The 15,823-nt window shown below is 39.5% G+C and carries 13 protein-coding genes; 10 read left to right on the top strand and 3 right to left on the bottom strand.

Translation table 11 applies throughout. The annotated features are described in order from the left end of the window. Positions 1 to 499: 499 nt before the first annotated feature. From HMPREF1528_RS08715 to HMPREF1528_RS08705, 3 genes are read left to right on the top strand one after another with little or no spacing between them, the layout of a single operon-like run. A complete protein-coding gene (locus HMPREF1528_RS08715; RefSeq protein ID WP_009410161.1) occupies positions 500 to 1,225 on the top strand; it encodes a copper homeostasis protein CutC in 726 nt (241 codons plus the stop codon). An 18-nt stretch (positions 1,226 to 1,243) separates the two neighbouring features. Continuing rightward, on the top strand, positions 1,244 to 2,455 hold the full coding sequence (locus tag HMPREF1528_RS08710; protein WP_016479461.1) for a metallophosphoesterase: 1,212 nt from the start codon (positions 1,244 to 1,246) through the stop codon (positions 2,453 to 2,455). Between the two features lie 32 nt (positions 2,456 to 2,487). Further along, the gene (locus tag HMPREF1528_RS08705) at positions 2,488 to 4,857 is read left to right on the top strand and encodes an ATP-dependent helicase (RefSeq protein ID WP_016479460.1); all 2,370 of its coding nucleotides are present in this window, start codon (positions 2,488 to 2,490) and stop codon (positions 4,855 to 4,857) included. A 127-nt stretch (positions 4,858 to 4,984) separates the two neighbouring features. Here HMPREF1528_RS08705 and HMPREF1528_RS08700 read toward each other — a convergent pair whose 3' ends face one another. After that, entirely contained in the window at positions 4,985 to 5,413 is a 429-nt protein-coding gene (locus HMPREF1528_RS08700) for a hypothetical protein (RefSeq protein WP_016479459.1), read from the bottom strand. A 100-nt stretch (positions 5,414 to 5,513) separates the two neighbouring features. Between HMPREF1528_RS08700 and bshA the strand changes: the two genes are divergently transcribed. Next, positions 5,514 to 6,638, top strand: coding sequence for an N-acetyl-alpha-D-glucosaminyl L-malate synthase BshA (gene bshA, locus HMPREF1528_RS08695; protein WP_016479458.1), 1,125 nt, complete (start codon positions 5,514 to 5,516; stop codon positions 6,636 to 6,638). A gap of 328 nt (positions 6,639 to 6,966) precedes the next feature. Here the strand turns inward: bshA and HMPREF1528_RS08690 are convergent, their stop codons facing one another. Then, entirely contained in the window at positions 6,967 to 7,866 is a 900-nt protein-coding gene (locus tag HMPREF1528_RS08690) for a GYDIA family GHMP kinase (protein WP_016479457.1), read from the bottom strand. A 66-nt stretch (positions 7,867 to 7,932) separates the two neighbouring features. Here HMPREF1528_RS08690 and HMPREF1528_RS08685 point away from each other — a divergent pair, with 66 nt between their 5' ends. Genes HMPREF1528_RS08685 through HMPREF1528_RS08675 form a run of 3 tightly spaced genes read left to right on the top strand, consistent with a single transcriptional unit; the run spans position 7,933 to position 10,825 of the window. Beyond that, complete coding sequence (locus HMPREF1528_RS08685) at positions 7,933 to 8,850, top strand: leucine-rich repeat domain-containing protein (protein WP_002672389.1); 918 nt, start codon at positions 7,933 to 7,935, stop codon at positions 8,848 to 8,850. Positions 8,851 to 8,874: 24 nt separating this feature from the next. Beyond that, entirely contained in the window at positions 8,875 to 9,933 is a 1,059-nt protein-coding gene (gene pdxA / locus HMPREF1528_RS08680) for a 4-hydroxythreonine-4-phosphate dehydrogenase PdxA (RefSeq protein ID WP_016479456.1), read from the top strand. 7 nt (positions 9,934 to 9,940) lie between these two features. Beyond that, positions 9,941 to 10,825: a Ppx/GppA phosphatase family protein gene (locus tag HMPREF1528_RS08675; RefSeq protein WP_009419548.1), complete on the top strand. Its 885-nt coding sequence runs from the start codon at positions 9,941 to 9,943 to the stop codon at positions 10,823 to 10,825. 91 nt (positions 10,826 to 10,916) lie between these two features. On the opposite strand, the gene HMPREF1528_RS08670 is transcribed toward HMPREF1528_RS08675, so the two are convergent. Then, entirely contained in the window at positions 10,917 to 12,101 is a 1,185-nt protein-coding gene (locus tag HMPREF1528_RS08670) for an alpha-hydroxy acid oxidase (RefSeq protein ID WP_009417310.1), read from the bottom strand. 316 nt (positions 12,102 to 12,417) lie between these two features. Here HMPREF1528_RS08670 and lepA point away from each other — a divergent pair, with 316 nt between their 5' ends. The 3 genes from lepA to HMPREF1528_RS08655 are packed head-to-tail and all read left to right on the top strand — an operon-like array spanning position 12,418 to position 15,672. Then, positions 12,418 to 14,214 (top strand): translation elongation factor 4, encoded by a 1,797-nt coding sequence (lepA, locus tag HMPREF1528_RS08665; RefSeq protein ID WP_016479455.1) that lies wholly within the window; start codon positions 12,418 to 12,420, stop codon positions 14,212 to 14,214. A 59-nt stretch (positions 14,215 to 14,273) separates the two neighbouring features. Further along, a complete protein-coding gene (locus tag HMPREF1528_RS08660) occupies positions 14,274 to 15,287 on the top strand; it encodes a hypothetical protein (RefSeq protein WP_016479454.1) in 1,014 nt (337 codons plus the stop codon). Positions 15,288 to 15,291: 4 nt separating this feature from the next. Next, on the top strand, positions 15,292 to 15,672 hold the full coding sequence (locus HMPREF1528_RS08655) for a DUF6331 family protein (RefSeq protein WP_016479453.1): 381 nt from the start codon (positions 15,292 to 15,294) through the stop codon (positions 15,670 to 15,672). The last annotated feature ends 151 nt before the right edge of the window (positions 15,673 to 15,823 follow it).

The raw sequence follows: 15,823 nt of genomic DNA, 5'->3' as shown, positions 1-15,823 counted from the left end.
TTCGTCTTTTGTTCGTCTTTTGTTCGTCTTTTATTCGTCTTTTGTTCGTCTTTTGTTCGTCTTTTGTTCGTCTTTCTTATAAGCTCCATATCTACATTATTTCATTCTCCCGCCCCCATTTGCTAATTTGCTAATTTGCTAATGACACCTGCCTATGTGGCTCGCACCGCCTTTGCGTCGCTACACTCCCTTTTCCAGTATGGACTTTGCCAAAGTTTGAAACTTTGGCAAAGTTGAAAGCTCCCAATAGTCTCTTTCTTACCTCCATTATATCCTTATTTTGAATTTGTCTTTTGTTCATTCATCAAGCATTCTTAAACCACAGTAGACCCACTCATCATTCGTCTTTCCATCGCCCCCCTTACTGTCACTACATACTTTATCAAAGTTGAAATCCTCCCTCCGCATTACATTCGTCATTAACCACTAACCATTAATTAAAATTTTGCTCATTTGCTAATTATTCTCTACCTTTGCACTCCAAATTAACAAAGACATTATGATTTATGAAATATGTGCCAGCTCATTCGAGTCGGCTAAAAATGCACAAGAAGCAGGTGCTACTCGCATTGAATTATGCAGTGAATTGGGAGTAGGAGGCATCACTCCCAGCTACGGATTGATTAAAAAAGTAATGGACGAACTGAGCATCGGCAATTGTGTGCTGATACGTCCACGCAGTGGCGATTTCACTTATACCGAAGAAGAATTCGATGTAATGTTGCGCGATATTGTTCTTTGCCGTGAGTTAGGTTGTATGGGCGTAGTAACGGGTGTGTTGCACCGCGATAATACCATCGATGAAGAACGCACCGCACGCCTCATTGAAGCCTCTGGTGATATGGAATTTATCTATCATCGCGCTTTCGACTGTGCTCCTGACCCCATTGTAGCTATTCAAACCTTGAAACGTTTGGGAGTAAAACGCATTCTCACCTCAGGAGGTAAGAAATCGGCTATTGAGGGGCTCGCTCTTCTAAAAGAACTCAACCGCATTGGCGGAGGACAACCTACTATTATGCCCGGTGGTGGCATCAATGCGCAAAGTATCGTGCAGATAAAAGCTGCCGGTTTTACCGAAGTACATTTCTCAGGTACTGTTTTCGAAGATTTAGGTACTACCTTACCTTTCTCGTTCAAAACAGAAAGTTTTTTAGATGAAACCAAAAGACCTATTTCTAACGTTAAAGTTATTCGTGAGATTATTAGCAAATTAGCAAATTAACGAATAGGCAAATATTCTATGATTTATATTATACTTATCAGTATCTTTACGCTGTATTTCTTATTGAGTTTTTATGCTAGCAGAAGCTTAAAGACACTTGCCGTAGCACGATGGATACATTGGACTTTCTGGGGAATAGCAGTAGCGATTGTTCTCAACCTTCTTTATCATTGGTTCAACAGAGGTAAAACGGTGTGGAGTGCTCCTCAGCAATATGCTGTGGCAGGACTACTTACGTGGCTCATCATCTGCTTATTTGTCAGTTTGCCTTTGCTTATAGAAGATATTACTCGGCTTATACGCGCTCTTTTCAGCAAGAAAAAGCAAAACGCTTCTCGTTTGCCCTCACGACGCAAGTTTATCAGTATACTGGGTTGGGGCTTGGCGGCTATTCCTTTTGCCTCTATCCTCTACGCTATTTTTAAAGGAAAGTACAATTACAAGGTATGGAAGTATACCCTTTATTTTCCCGACCTTCCTAAGGCGTTCGACGGCTATCGAATTACTCAAATCTCGGATATTCACTGTGGAAGTTTTGATAATTATGAAAAGATACGTTATGGGGTAGAACTTATCAATGCTCAAAAGAGTGATGTCATTCTTTTTACGGGCGATTTGGTAAATAACTTGGCAGAGGAGGTTCACGATTGGAAAAGCTTGTTTGCTACGTTGCACGCTCCCGATGGTGTCTTTTCTATTATGGGTAACCACGATTATGGCGATTACTCTTCTTGGGAAAGCGTTGAAGCTAAGCGCAAGAACTTAGAACACTTGTTTGATTTACAAAAGGAAATGGGTTGGGACTTGCTCCTCAATGAACATCGCTATTTAGAACGCAATGGCGAAAAGATTGCCCTTATAGGCGTTGAAAACTGGGGGCGCGGTAGGTTCTCTAAATACGGCGACCTCAATAAAGCTATGGAGGGGGTAAACGAAGAAGATTTTAAAATACTGATGAGCCACGACCCTACTCATTTTCAAGAAATTGTTTTGCCCGAGAGAAAGAACATAGCGCTCACCCTTAGCGGTCATACACACGGAATGCAGTGCGGGATTGAAATACCCCAATGGCGGTGGAGTCCCTCACAATATATTTATAAATATTGGGGAGGTATGTATAAAGAAGGAGCACAATATTTAAACGTAAATCGTGGGTTTGGGTATCACGCATTCCCTGGAAGATTAGGCGTATGGCCTGAAATTACTGTCATAGAACTCAAACGAGGATAATATACATACATCATACTTTTGCGAAGATTATTATGGATACATTTTTAAAGGAATTAGAAAGTCTAAATGCTCCTCAACGTGCTGCCGTGCTTCAAAAAGATGGACCTATCATCGTGATAGCAGGAGCGGGTTCTGGTAAAACTCGCGTGCTTACTTATCGCATAGCCAACTTGATGAGAGAAGGTGTAGATGCTTTCAATATCCTTGCTCTTACCTTTACTAATAAGGCTGCCAACGAAATGAAAAAGCGTATTGCCAGTCTTGTAGGCAACAACGAAGCAAAGAACCTATGGATGGGTACATTCCACTCTGTTTTTGCTAAAATCTTGCGCATCGAAGCCGATAAATTGGGATATCCTCAAAATTTTACTATATATGATACCCAAGACTCTCAACGTCTTATTAATGGTATCATTAAGGAGATGGAGTTGGACAAAGATATCTATAAGTATAAACGAATACAATCGCGTATTTCTTCCTTTAAAAACAGTCTTATTACCGTGAGAGCCTATTTTAATAATCCTGAACTAATGGAAGCTGACGCAATGGCAAGACAACCACGTTTAGGAGAAATTTATCAAGAATATGTAGATAGGTGTTTTAAAGCAGGAGCAATGGATTTTGACGATTTACTGCTGAAAACAAATGAACTCCTCAATCTATATCCTGATGTATTGGCAAAATATCAAAATAGGTTTAAGTATATTCTCGTAGATGAGTATCAAGATACCAATCACTCTCAATATCTTATCGTGAAGGCTTTGGCAGACCGTTTTCATAACATTTGTGTAGTAGGAGATGATGCGCAAAGTATTTATGCTTTTAGGGGAGCAAACATCAATAATATTCTCAATTTCAAAAATGATTATCCAGAAGCAAAAGAATATAAGTTAGAGCAAAATTATCGTTCTACAAAAAACATTGTGGAAGCAGCTAATAGTGTGATAGAACACAATAAAATACGATTGGAAAAGGTAGTTTTCACTGAAAATGAATTAGGTGAACCTATTAAAGTGCATAGAAGTCCTACTGATGCTGATGAAGGTCGTTTTGTAGCGAGCTCTATCTTCGAAAACAAGATGCAATACCAGCTTCCTAATGGTAATTTTGCGGTGCTTTATCGCACTAATTCACAATCGCGTGCTATTGAAGATGCCCTTAGAAAACGTGACATTCCATACCGCATCTATGGCGGATTGTCATTCTACCAACGCAAGGAAATCAAAGATATGCTTGCTTATTTAAGACTTATCATCAATCCAAATGATGAGGAAGCTTTAGTGCGCATTATCAATTTTCCTGCACGAGGCATTGGAGAAACTACAATGGAAAAGCTTACTTTGGCAGCAAATCATTATAAGAAGTCTATCTTCGAGATAATGTATAACATCAATAAACTTCCAGAATTGCACATCAACACTACTACAAAGCAAAAACTTACTGATTTTGTGGTAATGATTCTTAACTTTCAAGCTCTCAATCAAAAAGCAAATGCTTTTGAAGTTGCCGAACAAGTCGCAAAGAAAACAGGGCTTTTGCAAGAGTTTAAAAAAGATGGTACCCCCGAGGGTATAGCCAAAATGGAAAACATTGAAGAGATGCTTAATGGTATGAAAGATTTTGTAGAAGGACAAGAAGATGTGGCAGATAGCAGGGCAAGTCTTTCAGAATATTTAGAAGATGTTGCGTTGGCTACTGATATGGATAAAGAGATAGGTGATGATGACCGTGTAGCTTTGATGACTATTCACTTGGCAAAAGGATTGGAGTTTCCGTATGTATACGTGGTAGGAATGGAAGAAGATTTGTTTCCTTCGGCAATGAGCATACAATCACGTAATGATTTGGAAGAAGAAAGAAGGTTATTTTATGTAGCACTCACCCGTGCTGAGAAACAAGCCTATTTAACTTATGCAGAAAACCGTTATCGTTGGGGAAAACTTTCTGATGCCGAGCCAAGTAGATTTATCGAAGAAATAGATGAACGCTATTTGCAGTATCTTACACCTTCTATTTCTAATCCTAATTATCGATATAAACCACTTATTGATAGGGATATTTTTGGTGAAGTAGATAAAAGTAAACTACGTTTGCAGAAACCTATAAGTGGAATACCTCCTCATAAAAACGCCCCAACAGGAGAAGAACAACAAAAACTCAGGAAGTTAAAACCTGTGAATGCTTTGTATAATTCTAATAGTAATAATAAAAATACTTATAACGGACTGGATATAGGAACAGTAGTTTATCACGAACGTTTCGGTCGTGGTAAAGTAATTTCATTGGAAGGAACAGGAAATGATAAAAAGGCGCAAATAAAATTCGAGACAGGAGGTTTAAAAAATATATTATTACGCTTTGCTAAACTAACTATTATTGATAGTTTGAACGAAGATTTATAACCCACGTTAGCTATTTGTCATTTCAAATTAAAGAGCATTATAGCTTTTAAGCTGAGGTACGAATTCCTCTCACTGAGAGGCTTACTCAATAACAAGAGGTTTTCTATAGCTTTATAGAAAGCCTCTTTTATTTGTTATAATTCACCCAAATAACTGTACCCCCTCCTTTCCGGTCGTAAATAGACTTAATAGTTCCCCAAGAGAAAGTGCGTTTCTTGCCTATATGTGCTGTAAGCCATTGGTCATAATATTTTTCAGTCTGCAATTCGTATACTTCACTCCAATCGTCCCACGAGGTTTGTTTTTCATTCTTCATTGCAAAACCTAAGAATTTTAGCTGTTCTCCTTCAAAACAAAGCGACACATTAAATAACTTCCCCTCAAAAGAACAATCGCTGAAATACAACCAATAATAGCCTGTCCCTACGTCCCATACTTTGTTATTAGGAAAACGTTCTCTAAGAATTGCAAAAGTAGTATCGGCAGTGATGGTCTCTCCTTTTATAAGGAGAAAATCGCCGTTTTTAATATTTATAAAAGAATCTAAAGTTTTCATATAGAACGCTATTTACTGAGTACAAAGATATAATTTTTTGTTAATATTTTCAATACCCACAGAAAAATTAGTACCTTTGCCTCTCTAATATATATCAAATATGAATATAGCCATAGTGTGTTACCCTACCTTTGGAGGGAGTGGTGTAGTAGCTACCGAACTCGGGCTTGCCTTAGCTCGCAAAGGTCATCAGGTGCACTTTATCACGTATAGTTACCCCGTGCGTTTAGACTTCTTGGAGATGAACATTCACTTTCACGAAGTGCACGTAGAGGAATACCCCTTGTTTCACTACCAGCCTTACGAACTAGCATTGTCTAGCAAAATGGCTTATGTGGTAAAAACCTATCACATAGATATTTTGCACGTGCATTACGCTATTCCGCACGCTTATGCAGGTTATATGGCTAAACAAATGCTCAAACGGGAAGGGATAGAAGTACCTATGGTAACGACCCTTCACGGCACCGATATTACCCTTGTGGGCAACCACCCTACTTACAAAGAGGCAGTCACGTTTAGCATTAACGAATCGGATATTGTAACTTCAGTGTCCGAGAGTTTGAAGCAAGATACTCTAAGACTTTTCCGTATAGATAAAGATATTAAGGTAATTCCTAACTTCACAAATATAAAAAAATCCAAAGAAACTTCTCCTTGCAAACGCACTGTAATGGCAAAGCCTGAGGAACTCATCGTTACACACATTAGCAATTTTAGGAAGGTAAAACGCATAGACGATGTGGTGAGAATTTTTTATGGCATTCAGCAGAAACTTCCTGCTAAGCTCATAATGGTAGGTGACGGACCTGAGCGCGAGATAGCCGACCAGCTCTGCAAGGATTTAGGCATCAAGAGCAAAGTGCTGTTTTTAGGTAATACTTCTGATATAGACCGCATTTTGTGTTTCACCGATTTATTCTTACTCCCTTCTGCCTCCGAGAGCTTTGGACTTTCGGCATTAGAAGCAATGGCAGCTGGCGTTCCGGTAGTATCGAGCAATACCGGAGGACTTCCAGAAGTGAATGAAGAGGGCGTATCGGGCTATCTGTGCCCCATAGGCGATGTAAAAGCAATGGCAGAGAAGGCTATTTACATACTTGAAGACAAAACCCGATTGGCACAATTTAAACAGAATGCCCGCAAAGTAGCCGAACGTTTTGATGAGGATAGAATAGTGCCAATGTATGAAGCACTTTACTACAGTGCTATCGACAATAAATAGGGAAAGTGCTTTTGCGTTTTTTCTGTTAAAAATAGCTAAAACAGCTATTTTTCTTCAAAATAAGACAGTAAAATGTTTTTTAGCCCCAAATTTATAAAGTACTGAAAAACAGCACAACTAAACATTATCGTATCTTATAGGTAACTTATAGGAAACTCGAAGCTAAAGCGAAGGTAAGACGAACAAAAGACGAAGGAAAGACGAAGGAATGAGCTTACTATACTGAATATCAGAGGGAGATAAGACGATTTTAAAATATTGAATAAATTAAGGGTAAAACCTCAATTTTAACAGAAAAAATGCAACAATAGCAATTCAGAGGTTTATGCTATATCATTTCGTTGTAAGGGACGCAAGTATCAAAACCTTTGGAGGCAAAATAAGCGGGGGTATCTTCGGTTTCGGAAATAGCTAATACAAAATCACCACCCCAAGCGCCCAAACTCTTCACTGTGCCGTTGAAATCGGAAAAAAGGCGTTCTTTAACGGTGGGCATACTCAAGTAGTTGCTAATGAGGGTTTCGTGTTCGTTTAATATCTGGCAAACATCGGTTACGGTGTGCGCTAAAACAAACTGTTCAGTAAGGCGAGTAATGCTCTCAGCAAGTTTGCGTTTACTTTTAGTTACTGACCGATAACGCGCAATTCCGCCCTTGCTATTTTGTTTCTGATTGAGATAAACGAAGTAGATTTGATGCGTATGAGGAAAAAGAAAGCGCAAAGGGTAACTATGTGGTTTGCCTCCTTCCAACTTATACAACAATGGGGTATTGCTTTTGGCACAAGCGATATCGTAACCACTGCCACCAAAACTCTTAAAAAGCAGTTCGTATGGATTTACGGCTGCCCACTGCGCTATATTGTTGATGAGTGTAGACGAAGTGCCTAAGCCCCACAAACGAGGGAACTCTAAATGAGTTTGCACTTGAGAGTGTAGCCATTTATCTTTGAAATTGGGGTTGAGGAGAGTAGCCGTAGTGAGAATTTTTTGCAATGTTTGTGCTATTTGTTGGTCGGTTTCAGTAGTGAGTGTCGCACTGTCGAACCACAAATCACCGTTGGCATCAAAGGCTTGCCATCGGTTTTCGTTTGCTCCTTCTGTTACCTTCAATGTCTGTCCTTTCTGGGTGGGTAAAGCAAAAGCGAGCGCCCCGTCGAGCACCGCATATTCGCCCGTAATGAGCAATTTACCATTACTATGAAAAGAATAAGTTTGTGTTACTCCCATATTTTTTATATCTTTGCACTCTGAAAGGACAAAAGTAATAATTATTTACAGATAAAAAATAGAACAATGAAAAAAATAAAACAACTTTTATGCGTGTTTGCCCTCGCAATTCCGTTTGTTGCAGGGGCACAATCTATGCAAATAAGAATTGCCACTACCAGCGGAGATGAACAAAGTTTCAGGAGCGCTGAGGAGCTTATGAAGACTAACTTTGCTAAGCTAAAAGAAGTTAGAATTTATAGCAATTCAAATAATGAAGTGCAAGTAAGTGAGGCTTTATTGAGAAGGCTTTTCAGTGAAGCACAGCAACTTGAAGTATTGGAAATAAAGGAAGTGGGGATAGCTTCATTTCCTGAGCTAAGTGTTGAAAATAAAACACTAAAAGTATTGGTGTTACGCCTCAATAACCTCAGCAAATTACCTGAGAACATCGGCAGTCTTTCGGCTTTGCAAACTATAGATATCTATAACCCGATTACTGAAGTGCCTGCGTCACTTATGAACTTAAAACAGTTAGAAAATTTGAAGTTTGAAGGAGCCGAATTTACAGATTTCCCAGAGCAAGTGTTTGCTTTACCTAAGTTGAAATCACTTATCATCAGTCAGTTTGACACGAAGAACAAAATAAAAGTACTTCCTGATAACTTCGACAAGTTGCCACTACTTGAAGAACTGTCGTTGCGCAATGCTGCGCTTAGCGAAGTGCCTGCCTCAGTAGGACGTTTGCCAAAATTAGAAAACGTATACTTCAATGCGAACAACCTCACTAAATTACCACAAGCATTGGCTGAAAATCCACGTTTAACTTACGTGAATATCAACGACAATCCGCTTGATTTCAAACAGTTTATAAAATCGATAGAGAAAATACAGTGGAAGGGTGTTTTGTACATCAACAACCGTAATTTCACTACTCAGCAATACGAAGAAGTAGAAAAACGCTTGCCCAGAATAAGCGTATTCTACACTCAGAGAGAAGAATAAGTACTTTAAAATGTATTTCATTTTATGAAAGAAAAACCCATAAAAGTAGGAATTTCCATTGGTGATATGAACGGTATAGGGCTTGAAATTATCCTAAAAACCTTTGAAGACCACCAAATATTGGAATTGTGTACGCCTATTATTTTTGCTTCGAACAAGTTAGTTTCTTTTCAGAAGAAACATTTCAATACCACTGCCAATTTTCAAGGAATTGAGAGTGTGGAAGCTGCTATTGACGGCAAGCTAAATGTGCTAAACTGCTGGAAAGAAACACCTACGGTTACCTTTGGACAAGAAACCGAAGAAGGTGGCAAATATGCCTTTTTATCATTACAAGCTGCGGTGGAAGCGTTAAAAAACAACAGTATTGATGTGCTGGTAACCGCTCCTATCAATAAGAACAACATACAGTCGGACGCGTTTCACTTCCCTGGTCACACCGATTATTTGGCACAAGAGCTCAACGGTACTAGCCTGATGTTTATGGTGAGCGAAGACCTGAAAGTGGGTTTACTTACTGACCACGTACCTTTGAAAGAGGTTTCTTCTCTTATTACAGAAGCCCTCATTATGGAGAAAGCGCGCCTGATGAACGAATCACTCATTAAGGACTTCCGCTTACAACGCCCTAAAATAGCCGTATTGGGCATTAATCCACATTGCGGAGACAAAGGCGTGATAGGTAACGAAGATGACGAAGTGTTACGCCCAGCCTTGAAAAAGCTGTATTTTGATGAGAATATATTGGTATTTGGACCTTTTGCTGCCGATAGTTTCTTCGGTTCACAAACCTACCGGAACTACGATGCGGTATTAGCACCTTACCACGACCAAGGGCTTATCGCGTTCAAAACCATTGCCTTTGGTAGTGGTGTGAACTATACAGCAGGACTTAGCAAAGTACGCACTTCGCCCGACCACGGTACGGCTTACGAAATAGCCGGCAAGGGCATTGCCGACCCTGAGTCGTTCCGTCACGCTATTTTCACTGCTTTAGATGTGTTTAGAAACCGTGAAGAGTACGCTGAACTGATTAAAAACCCGCTAAAAGTGCGCTCTTTAGAAATGGACAAAGACAAATAATTACGATATGAATATCAAAAAATTAGGAGCGATAGACATAGGGTCGAACGGGGTGAGATTGCTCATTTCGAACGTATTGGAAGAGCCTAACGAAGCTCCGAAATTTACCAAAGCCAGCTTGGTGCGCGTGCCTATCCGTTTGGGAGCTGATGTGTTTTTAGACGGGCTCATCTCAGAAGAAAACACCGATAGATTGGCAGACACGATGCAAGCGTTCAGTTTGCTGATGAAAGTAAACCAAGTAGAAAAGTATCGCGCTTGTGCGACCTCGGCAATGCGAGAATCCACCAATGGGCAACAAGTAGCCGATGAGGTATACAAACGTACAGGAGTGCGCATAGATATTATAGATGGCGCCGAAGAGGCGAGCATTATTGCCTCTACCGATATTTCAAGTTTAATACAAAAAGATAAAGATTACCTATACATAGACGTAGGCGGGGGTAGTACCGAGTTTACGGTCTTCTCGAAGGGGAAGGTAAAGAAGTCGCGTTCGTTCCCCATAGGTACAGTACGTTTATTAGACAACAAAGTAAGCAATAAAACGTGGGAAGAAGTAGAACACTGGATAAAAAAGCATACGAAAGACTGTGAGCATATAGAAGCCATTGGTTCAGGAGGGAACATCAACAAGATACACAAGAACTCCAACAGCAGAGAAGGAGAACCACTGAGCTATCAGTACCTCACCGATTACCTTAACTATGTATCGGGATTTACTTACGATGAACGCATCAGGCTCTTAGGCTTTAATCCCGACCGTGCCGACGTAATTTTGTATGCACTTACAGTGTTCATCAATGCGATGAAATGGTCAGGAGCAGAAATTGTACACGTACCCCGCATTGGTCTTGCCGACGGGATTGTAAGGAGCATTTATAATGAAGGATAAGTGGTTAAAATTTTAATAGTTTGTAATAAAAAGTGAAAGAGCTTAATACATCATTCGTATTAAGCTCTTTCTTTTTACAATGAAAGTTAAACTAAACTCGGAAATTATTGCTTGGTAGAGGATAAGTACCCTCTACTAAAATACTACTATCTACATCTTGGAGGTTACGATGACCTGAAAAAGCCATAGTAGTATCCATTTCGTCATATAATATTTGCAAAGCACGTGTTACGCCTTCTTCGCCATAAGCACCAAGCCCATATACAGGAGCACGACCAAGCATAATACCTTTGGCACCTAACGCCCACGCTTTGAGCATATTTTGCCCTGTATAGAAACCAGAGTCTATCCATACTTCGGTTTGGCTACCTACGGCGCTTACAATATCGGGGAGTGCTTTGATAGTGGAAATAGTATCGTCCATTTGGCGACCACCGTGGTTAGACACAATAATCGCATCGGCACCATATTTCACAGCTTCGATAGCATCTTCAGGAGTCATAATACCCTTTAAGATGATAGGTCCCCCCCACAATTCTTTAATTTCGGCGATATCTTTCCAACTAAGACTTGGGTCGAACTGTTCTTTTGTCCAAGAGGAAAGTGAAGAGAGGTCGGATACGCTTTTCGCGTGACCTGCAATATTGCGGAATGTCCAACGGCGGTTGCCAAACACATAGCGCAACCCCCAAGGAATTTTAGTAGAGAGGTTAATCATATTAGGGATGGTGAACTTAGGAGGGGTGGAAAGTCCATTCTTGATATCGCGATGACGATTGCCGAGCACCTGCAAATCTACGGTTATCATTAAAGCAGAGCATTTAGCATCTTTAGCACGACGAATAAGGTCTTTCATAAAATCGCGGTCGCGCATTACATACAACTGAAACCAAAAGGGCTCTACTCCTGCTTCTACCAAATCTTCGATAGAGCAAATAGACATCGTAGAAAGCGTAAAGGGGATTCCAAATTTTTGAGCGGCTTTTGCCATATGGATTTCACCATCAGCCCACATCATTCCCATAAAGCCAACAGGAGCCGTCATAGCGGGAAACTTTACCTTTTGCCCTAAAAGAGTACTTTCGAGGGTACGGTTATCCATATCCACTAATATGCGTTGACGGAATTTAATAGGATTAAAATCGGAAACATTTTCTCTGTAAGTTGATTCAGTCCAAGAGCCGGTGTCTACATACTCATAGAACATCTTAGGGACGTTGCGTTTACACACCACACGCAAGTCCTCAATGTTTGTCATTTTAGTTAAATCTCTCATTTGGATAAGTTTTTTAAATTGATAATCTTAATACTTTTAAAGAAATAGATATTGTTTTCTTTTTCTAATTTGGTCGCAAATATAAACAATAATTTTGATTTAGCAACTTTTTCTTTTGAAAAAGTAAATTTACAATCAAAAAAATATTCCAAATAATCCGACAGACTACAAATGAGAACCTCTTTGAAGCACGATAGAACTTTCAATTTGTGAATTGACAATTATTTTCTATCTTTGCACCTTTAATTATTAGTTCGTTGTCTCTCGGTACAGACAACTCACAACTCATCACTAAAAACTAAACACTAAGAAACAAATGAAGAACATACGTAATTTCTGCATTATTGCACATATCGACCACGGGAAGAGTACCTTAGCCGACCGTTTGCTCGACTTTACCCAAACCGTAACCGAACGCGAAAAACAAGACCAATTGCTCGACAATATGGACTTGGAGCGTGAGCGCGGTATCACTATCAAGAGCCACGCGATACAAATGGAATATGTGTACAAAGGCGAAACGTATATTCTCAACCTTATCGATACCCCCGGTCACGTGGATTTCTCTTATGAAGTATCGCGTTCCATCGCTGCTTGCGAGGGGGCTCTCCTGATCGTAGATGCTGCCCAAAGCATACAAGCACAAACGATTTCTAACCTCTACTTAGCTCTCGAAAACGACCTTGAAATCATTCCCGTACTCAACAAAATAGACCTACCCAGCGCTAATCCCGAAGAGGTGAAAGACGACATTGTAGACCTATTAGGTTGTTCGCCCGATGAGATTATCCCTGCCAGTGGTAAAACAGGTTTGGGCGTAGAGGCAATTTTAGAGGCTATTATAGAGCGTATTCCTGCCCCTACTGGCGACCCTAAGGCACCACTACAAGCGTTGATATTCGACTCGGTATACAACTCTTTTCGCGGGGTGGAGACTTACTTCCGGGTGATGAACGGTGAAATACGCAAAGGGCAGAAAATCAAGTTTATGTCCAACGGCAAAATCTATGATGCCGACGAGGTGGGTACGCTTAAACTCAACCAAGTGCCCAAGCAGGTTATTAGTACTGGCGATGTGGGGTACCTTATCACCGGTATTAAGGACGCACGTGAGGTGAAGGTAGGTGATACCATTACCTCAGCAGTAGATGGTTGCAAAGAAGCTATTGACGGCTTTGAGAACGTGAAACCAATGGTATTTGCAGGTATTTATCCGGTAGACACCGAAGATTACGAAGAGCTACGCACCTCGATGGAAAAACTCCAACTGAACGATGCCTCGCTGGTGTTTACCCCCGAAAGTTCTGCTGCTTTGGGCTTTGGCTTTCGCTGTGGATTCTTAGGAATGCTACACTTAGAAATCGTGCAAGAACGCTTGGAACGCGAGTTTGGTATGACCGTGATTACCACCGTGCCCAACGTAAGTTACCACGCCTATACCAAAAAAGAACCCGAAAAAGCGATTATCGTAAATAACCCTTCTGACCTACCCGACCCGTCGAAATTAGACCGCGTGGAAGAGCCATATATCAAGGCGAGCATCATTACCAAGTCCGATTTTATAGGACAGGTGATGTCGCTCTGTATTGAGAAACGCGGACAGATAACTAACCAGCACTACCTCACCCCTGAGCGTGTAGAGCTGAACTTTGATATGCCTCTTGCCGAAATCGTGTTCGACTTTTACGACCGACTTAAAACAGTGAGCAAGGGGTATGCTTCATTTGACTATTCGCCTATTGGGATGCGCGCTTCTAACCTTGTGAAGGTGGATATCCTTATCAACTCGCAGTCGGTAGATGCGCTCTCTGCCCTTATCCACGCCGATAATGCTTATAATATAGGCAAGAAGATGTGCGAGAAACTACGTGAGCTGATCCCGCGTCAGCAGTTTGATATTCCTATTCAGGCAGCTATTGGGGCTAAAATCATCTCTCGTGAGACTATCAAAGCGCTCCGCAAAGACGTTACTGCCAAGTGTTACGGGGGTGATATCTCGCGTAAGCGCAAGCTCTTAGAAAAGCAGAAAGCCGGTAAAAAACGTATGCGCCAAGTGGGGAACGTAGAGATACCACAGAGTGCGTTTATGGCGGTGTTGAAGTTGAATGATTAGCACCACAAGCTTTGTCAAAGTCAATATTTATTTTACAAATCTTATAAATATTAACAAATATGAAAAAAATAATTATATTATTGATAGCTATCACAAGCTATATTTCTTGTAAAAAGGAAGAAAATCACCAAAAGAAATATGGTGAAGATGCTATAATAGCTGAATATGCAATACCTTTAGGTTTTTGCAAAGACTTCCTTGTAAAAGATGGAGAAGTTTATACTCTCTATTCTGGAGATAGATATGGCGATTTTGATCCATCTATAAAGAAAATAAATAAGAAAGGGGAAGTTACTATATTAAGCAGAATAGAACACTTATTTTTCAATAATATGGGTATGGCGTTATCTCCTCAAAAGGATTCTATATATCTTGTTACTGATACCCCCACTTCTGTAGGACGTAATGTGTATGCACTACCTTTTAATTCTAATAGAGAAAAAGAATATACTACTCCTTCTCAAATGTTAACAAATATAAAACAATTAGATGAAGATAAGTATATCTTAGTAGGAGATAGAGAATCTCGACTTTTATTATTTGAGTCCAAAAGTAAATCTTGTACTTATATAGCAGGTACTGCTGCTACAAGAGGTATAAAAGATGGAAAAGGTAATGAAGCTTCTTTTGGTAGAATAGATAATGTCGTAATCATCAATAAGGTGATATATGTAGTTGATACAGATAAGAACTTACGAAAAATAGTGTATGATGCCGCTTCAGATTCTTATAATGTAACCACTCTTATTGCTAATTTCCCCCAAAATCTTAGAGATATTTTTTCAGATGAAGATAATAATCTTTTAGTATTATCAGATAAAGTATATAAGTTTGACCCTACTAATAATACCTTACTTCAATATTTTATAGATGATACTAAAGAGGAAATTACAGCAGAAGGACGTACTTTAATCACCAACTTATTGAGAGTAAAACTTTCTCAACCTAATTCTTATACTCAAATAAGTTGGAGTTCTGTAAATAGAATTTTTATTGATAAAAACAACTTGTACATAGATAATACTTTTCATTTTTTTAAGTTTTCTAACTATAAAAAGATTTTTGTAAAGTAATCTTATGTCCATCCTCATCGGCAATAACCTCTTTATCAAAGAACTCCCAGTAGATTACAATGGGAAACTGTTAGATCTCGACCCTTATATTGCACCGCTAAATACATTTTTTGATAAGTTAGAGGTAGAATGTGTTAGGGAGTGTTGTGGTATTCAGGCGTTTTCGTTTATGCCTGAGGATATCCACAAGGCACTTGTAGGACTCTCTGCCGAAACTATTGTAACACAACTCAAAGCAACGCAAATAGCTATTGAGGAACAATGGTGGTACAACACTGTAGGTAGCACTATTCTAAACAATAATTTTGATAGAAAAGTATTTTTGCAACTGTTAGCGCATATTATAAAAAACACTGAAGGAAGTATTGCTTTTTTAGGAGAATAGTTATAATTTTGCGCCAAAATTGAAACTACTTTTATAATCTATTTTAAATAAAGAAGATACAGGAATTACAAGAAGATTAGGTAATGATTTAGTAATAGCTCTTATTTCATTTGATTATACCTATTTTCTCAGTAACTTCTAGGTGCAAAGG

Origin of the sequence: Capnocytophaga sp. oral taxon 336 str. F0502 (genome assembly GCF_000411575.1) — a bacterium.
In the GTDB taxonomy this organism is placed as follows: domain Bacteria; phylum Bacteroidota; class Bacteroidia; order Flavobacteriales; family Flavobacteriaceae; genus Capnocytophaga; species Capnocytophaga ochracea.
Note: the sequence above shows the minus strand (reverse complement) of the source record. Positions and strands in the feature narration are given on the sequence as shown.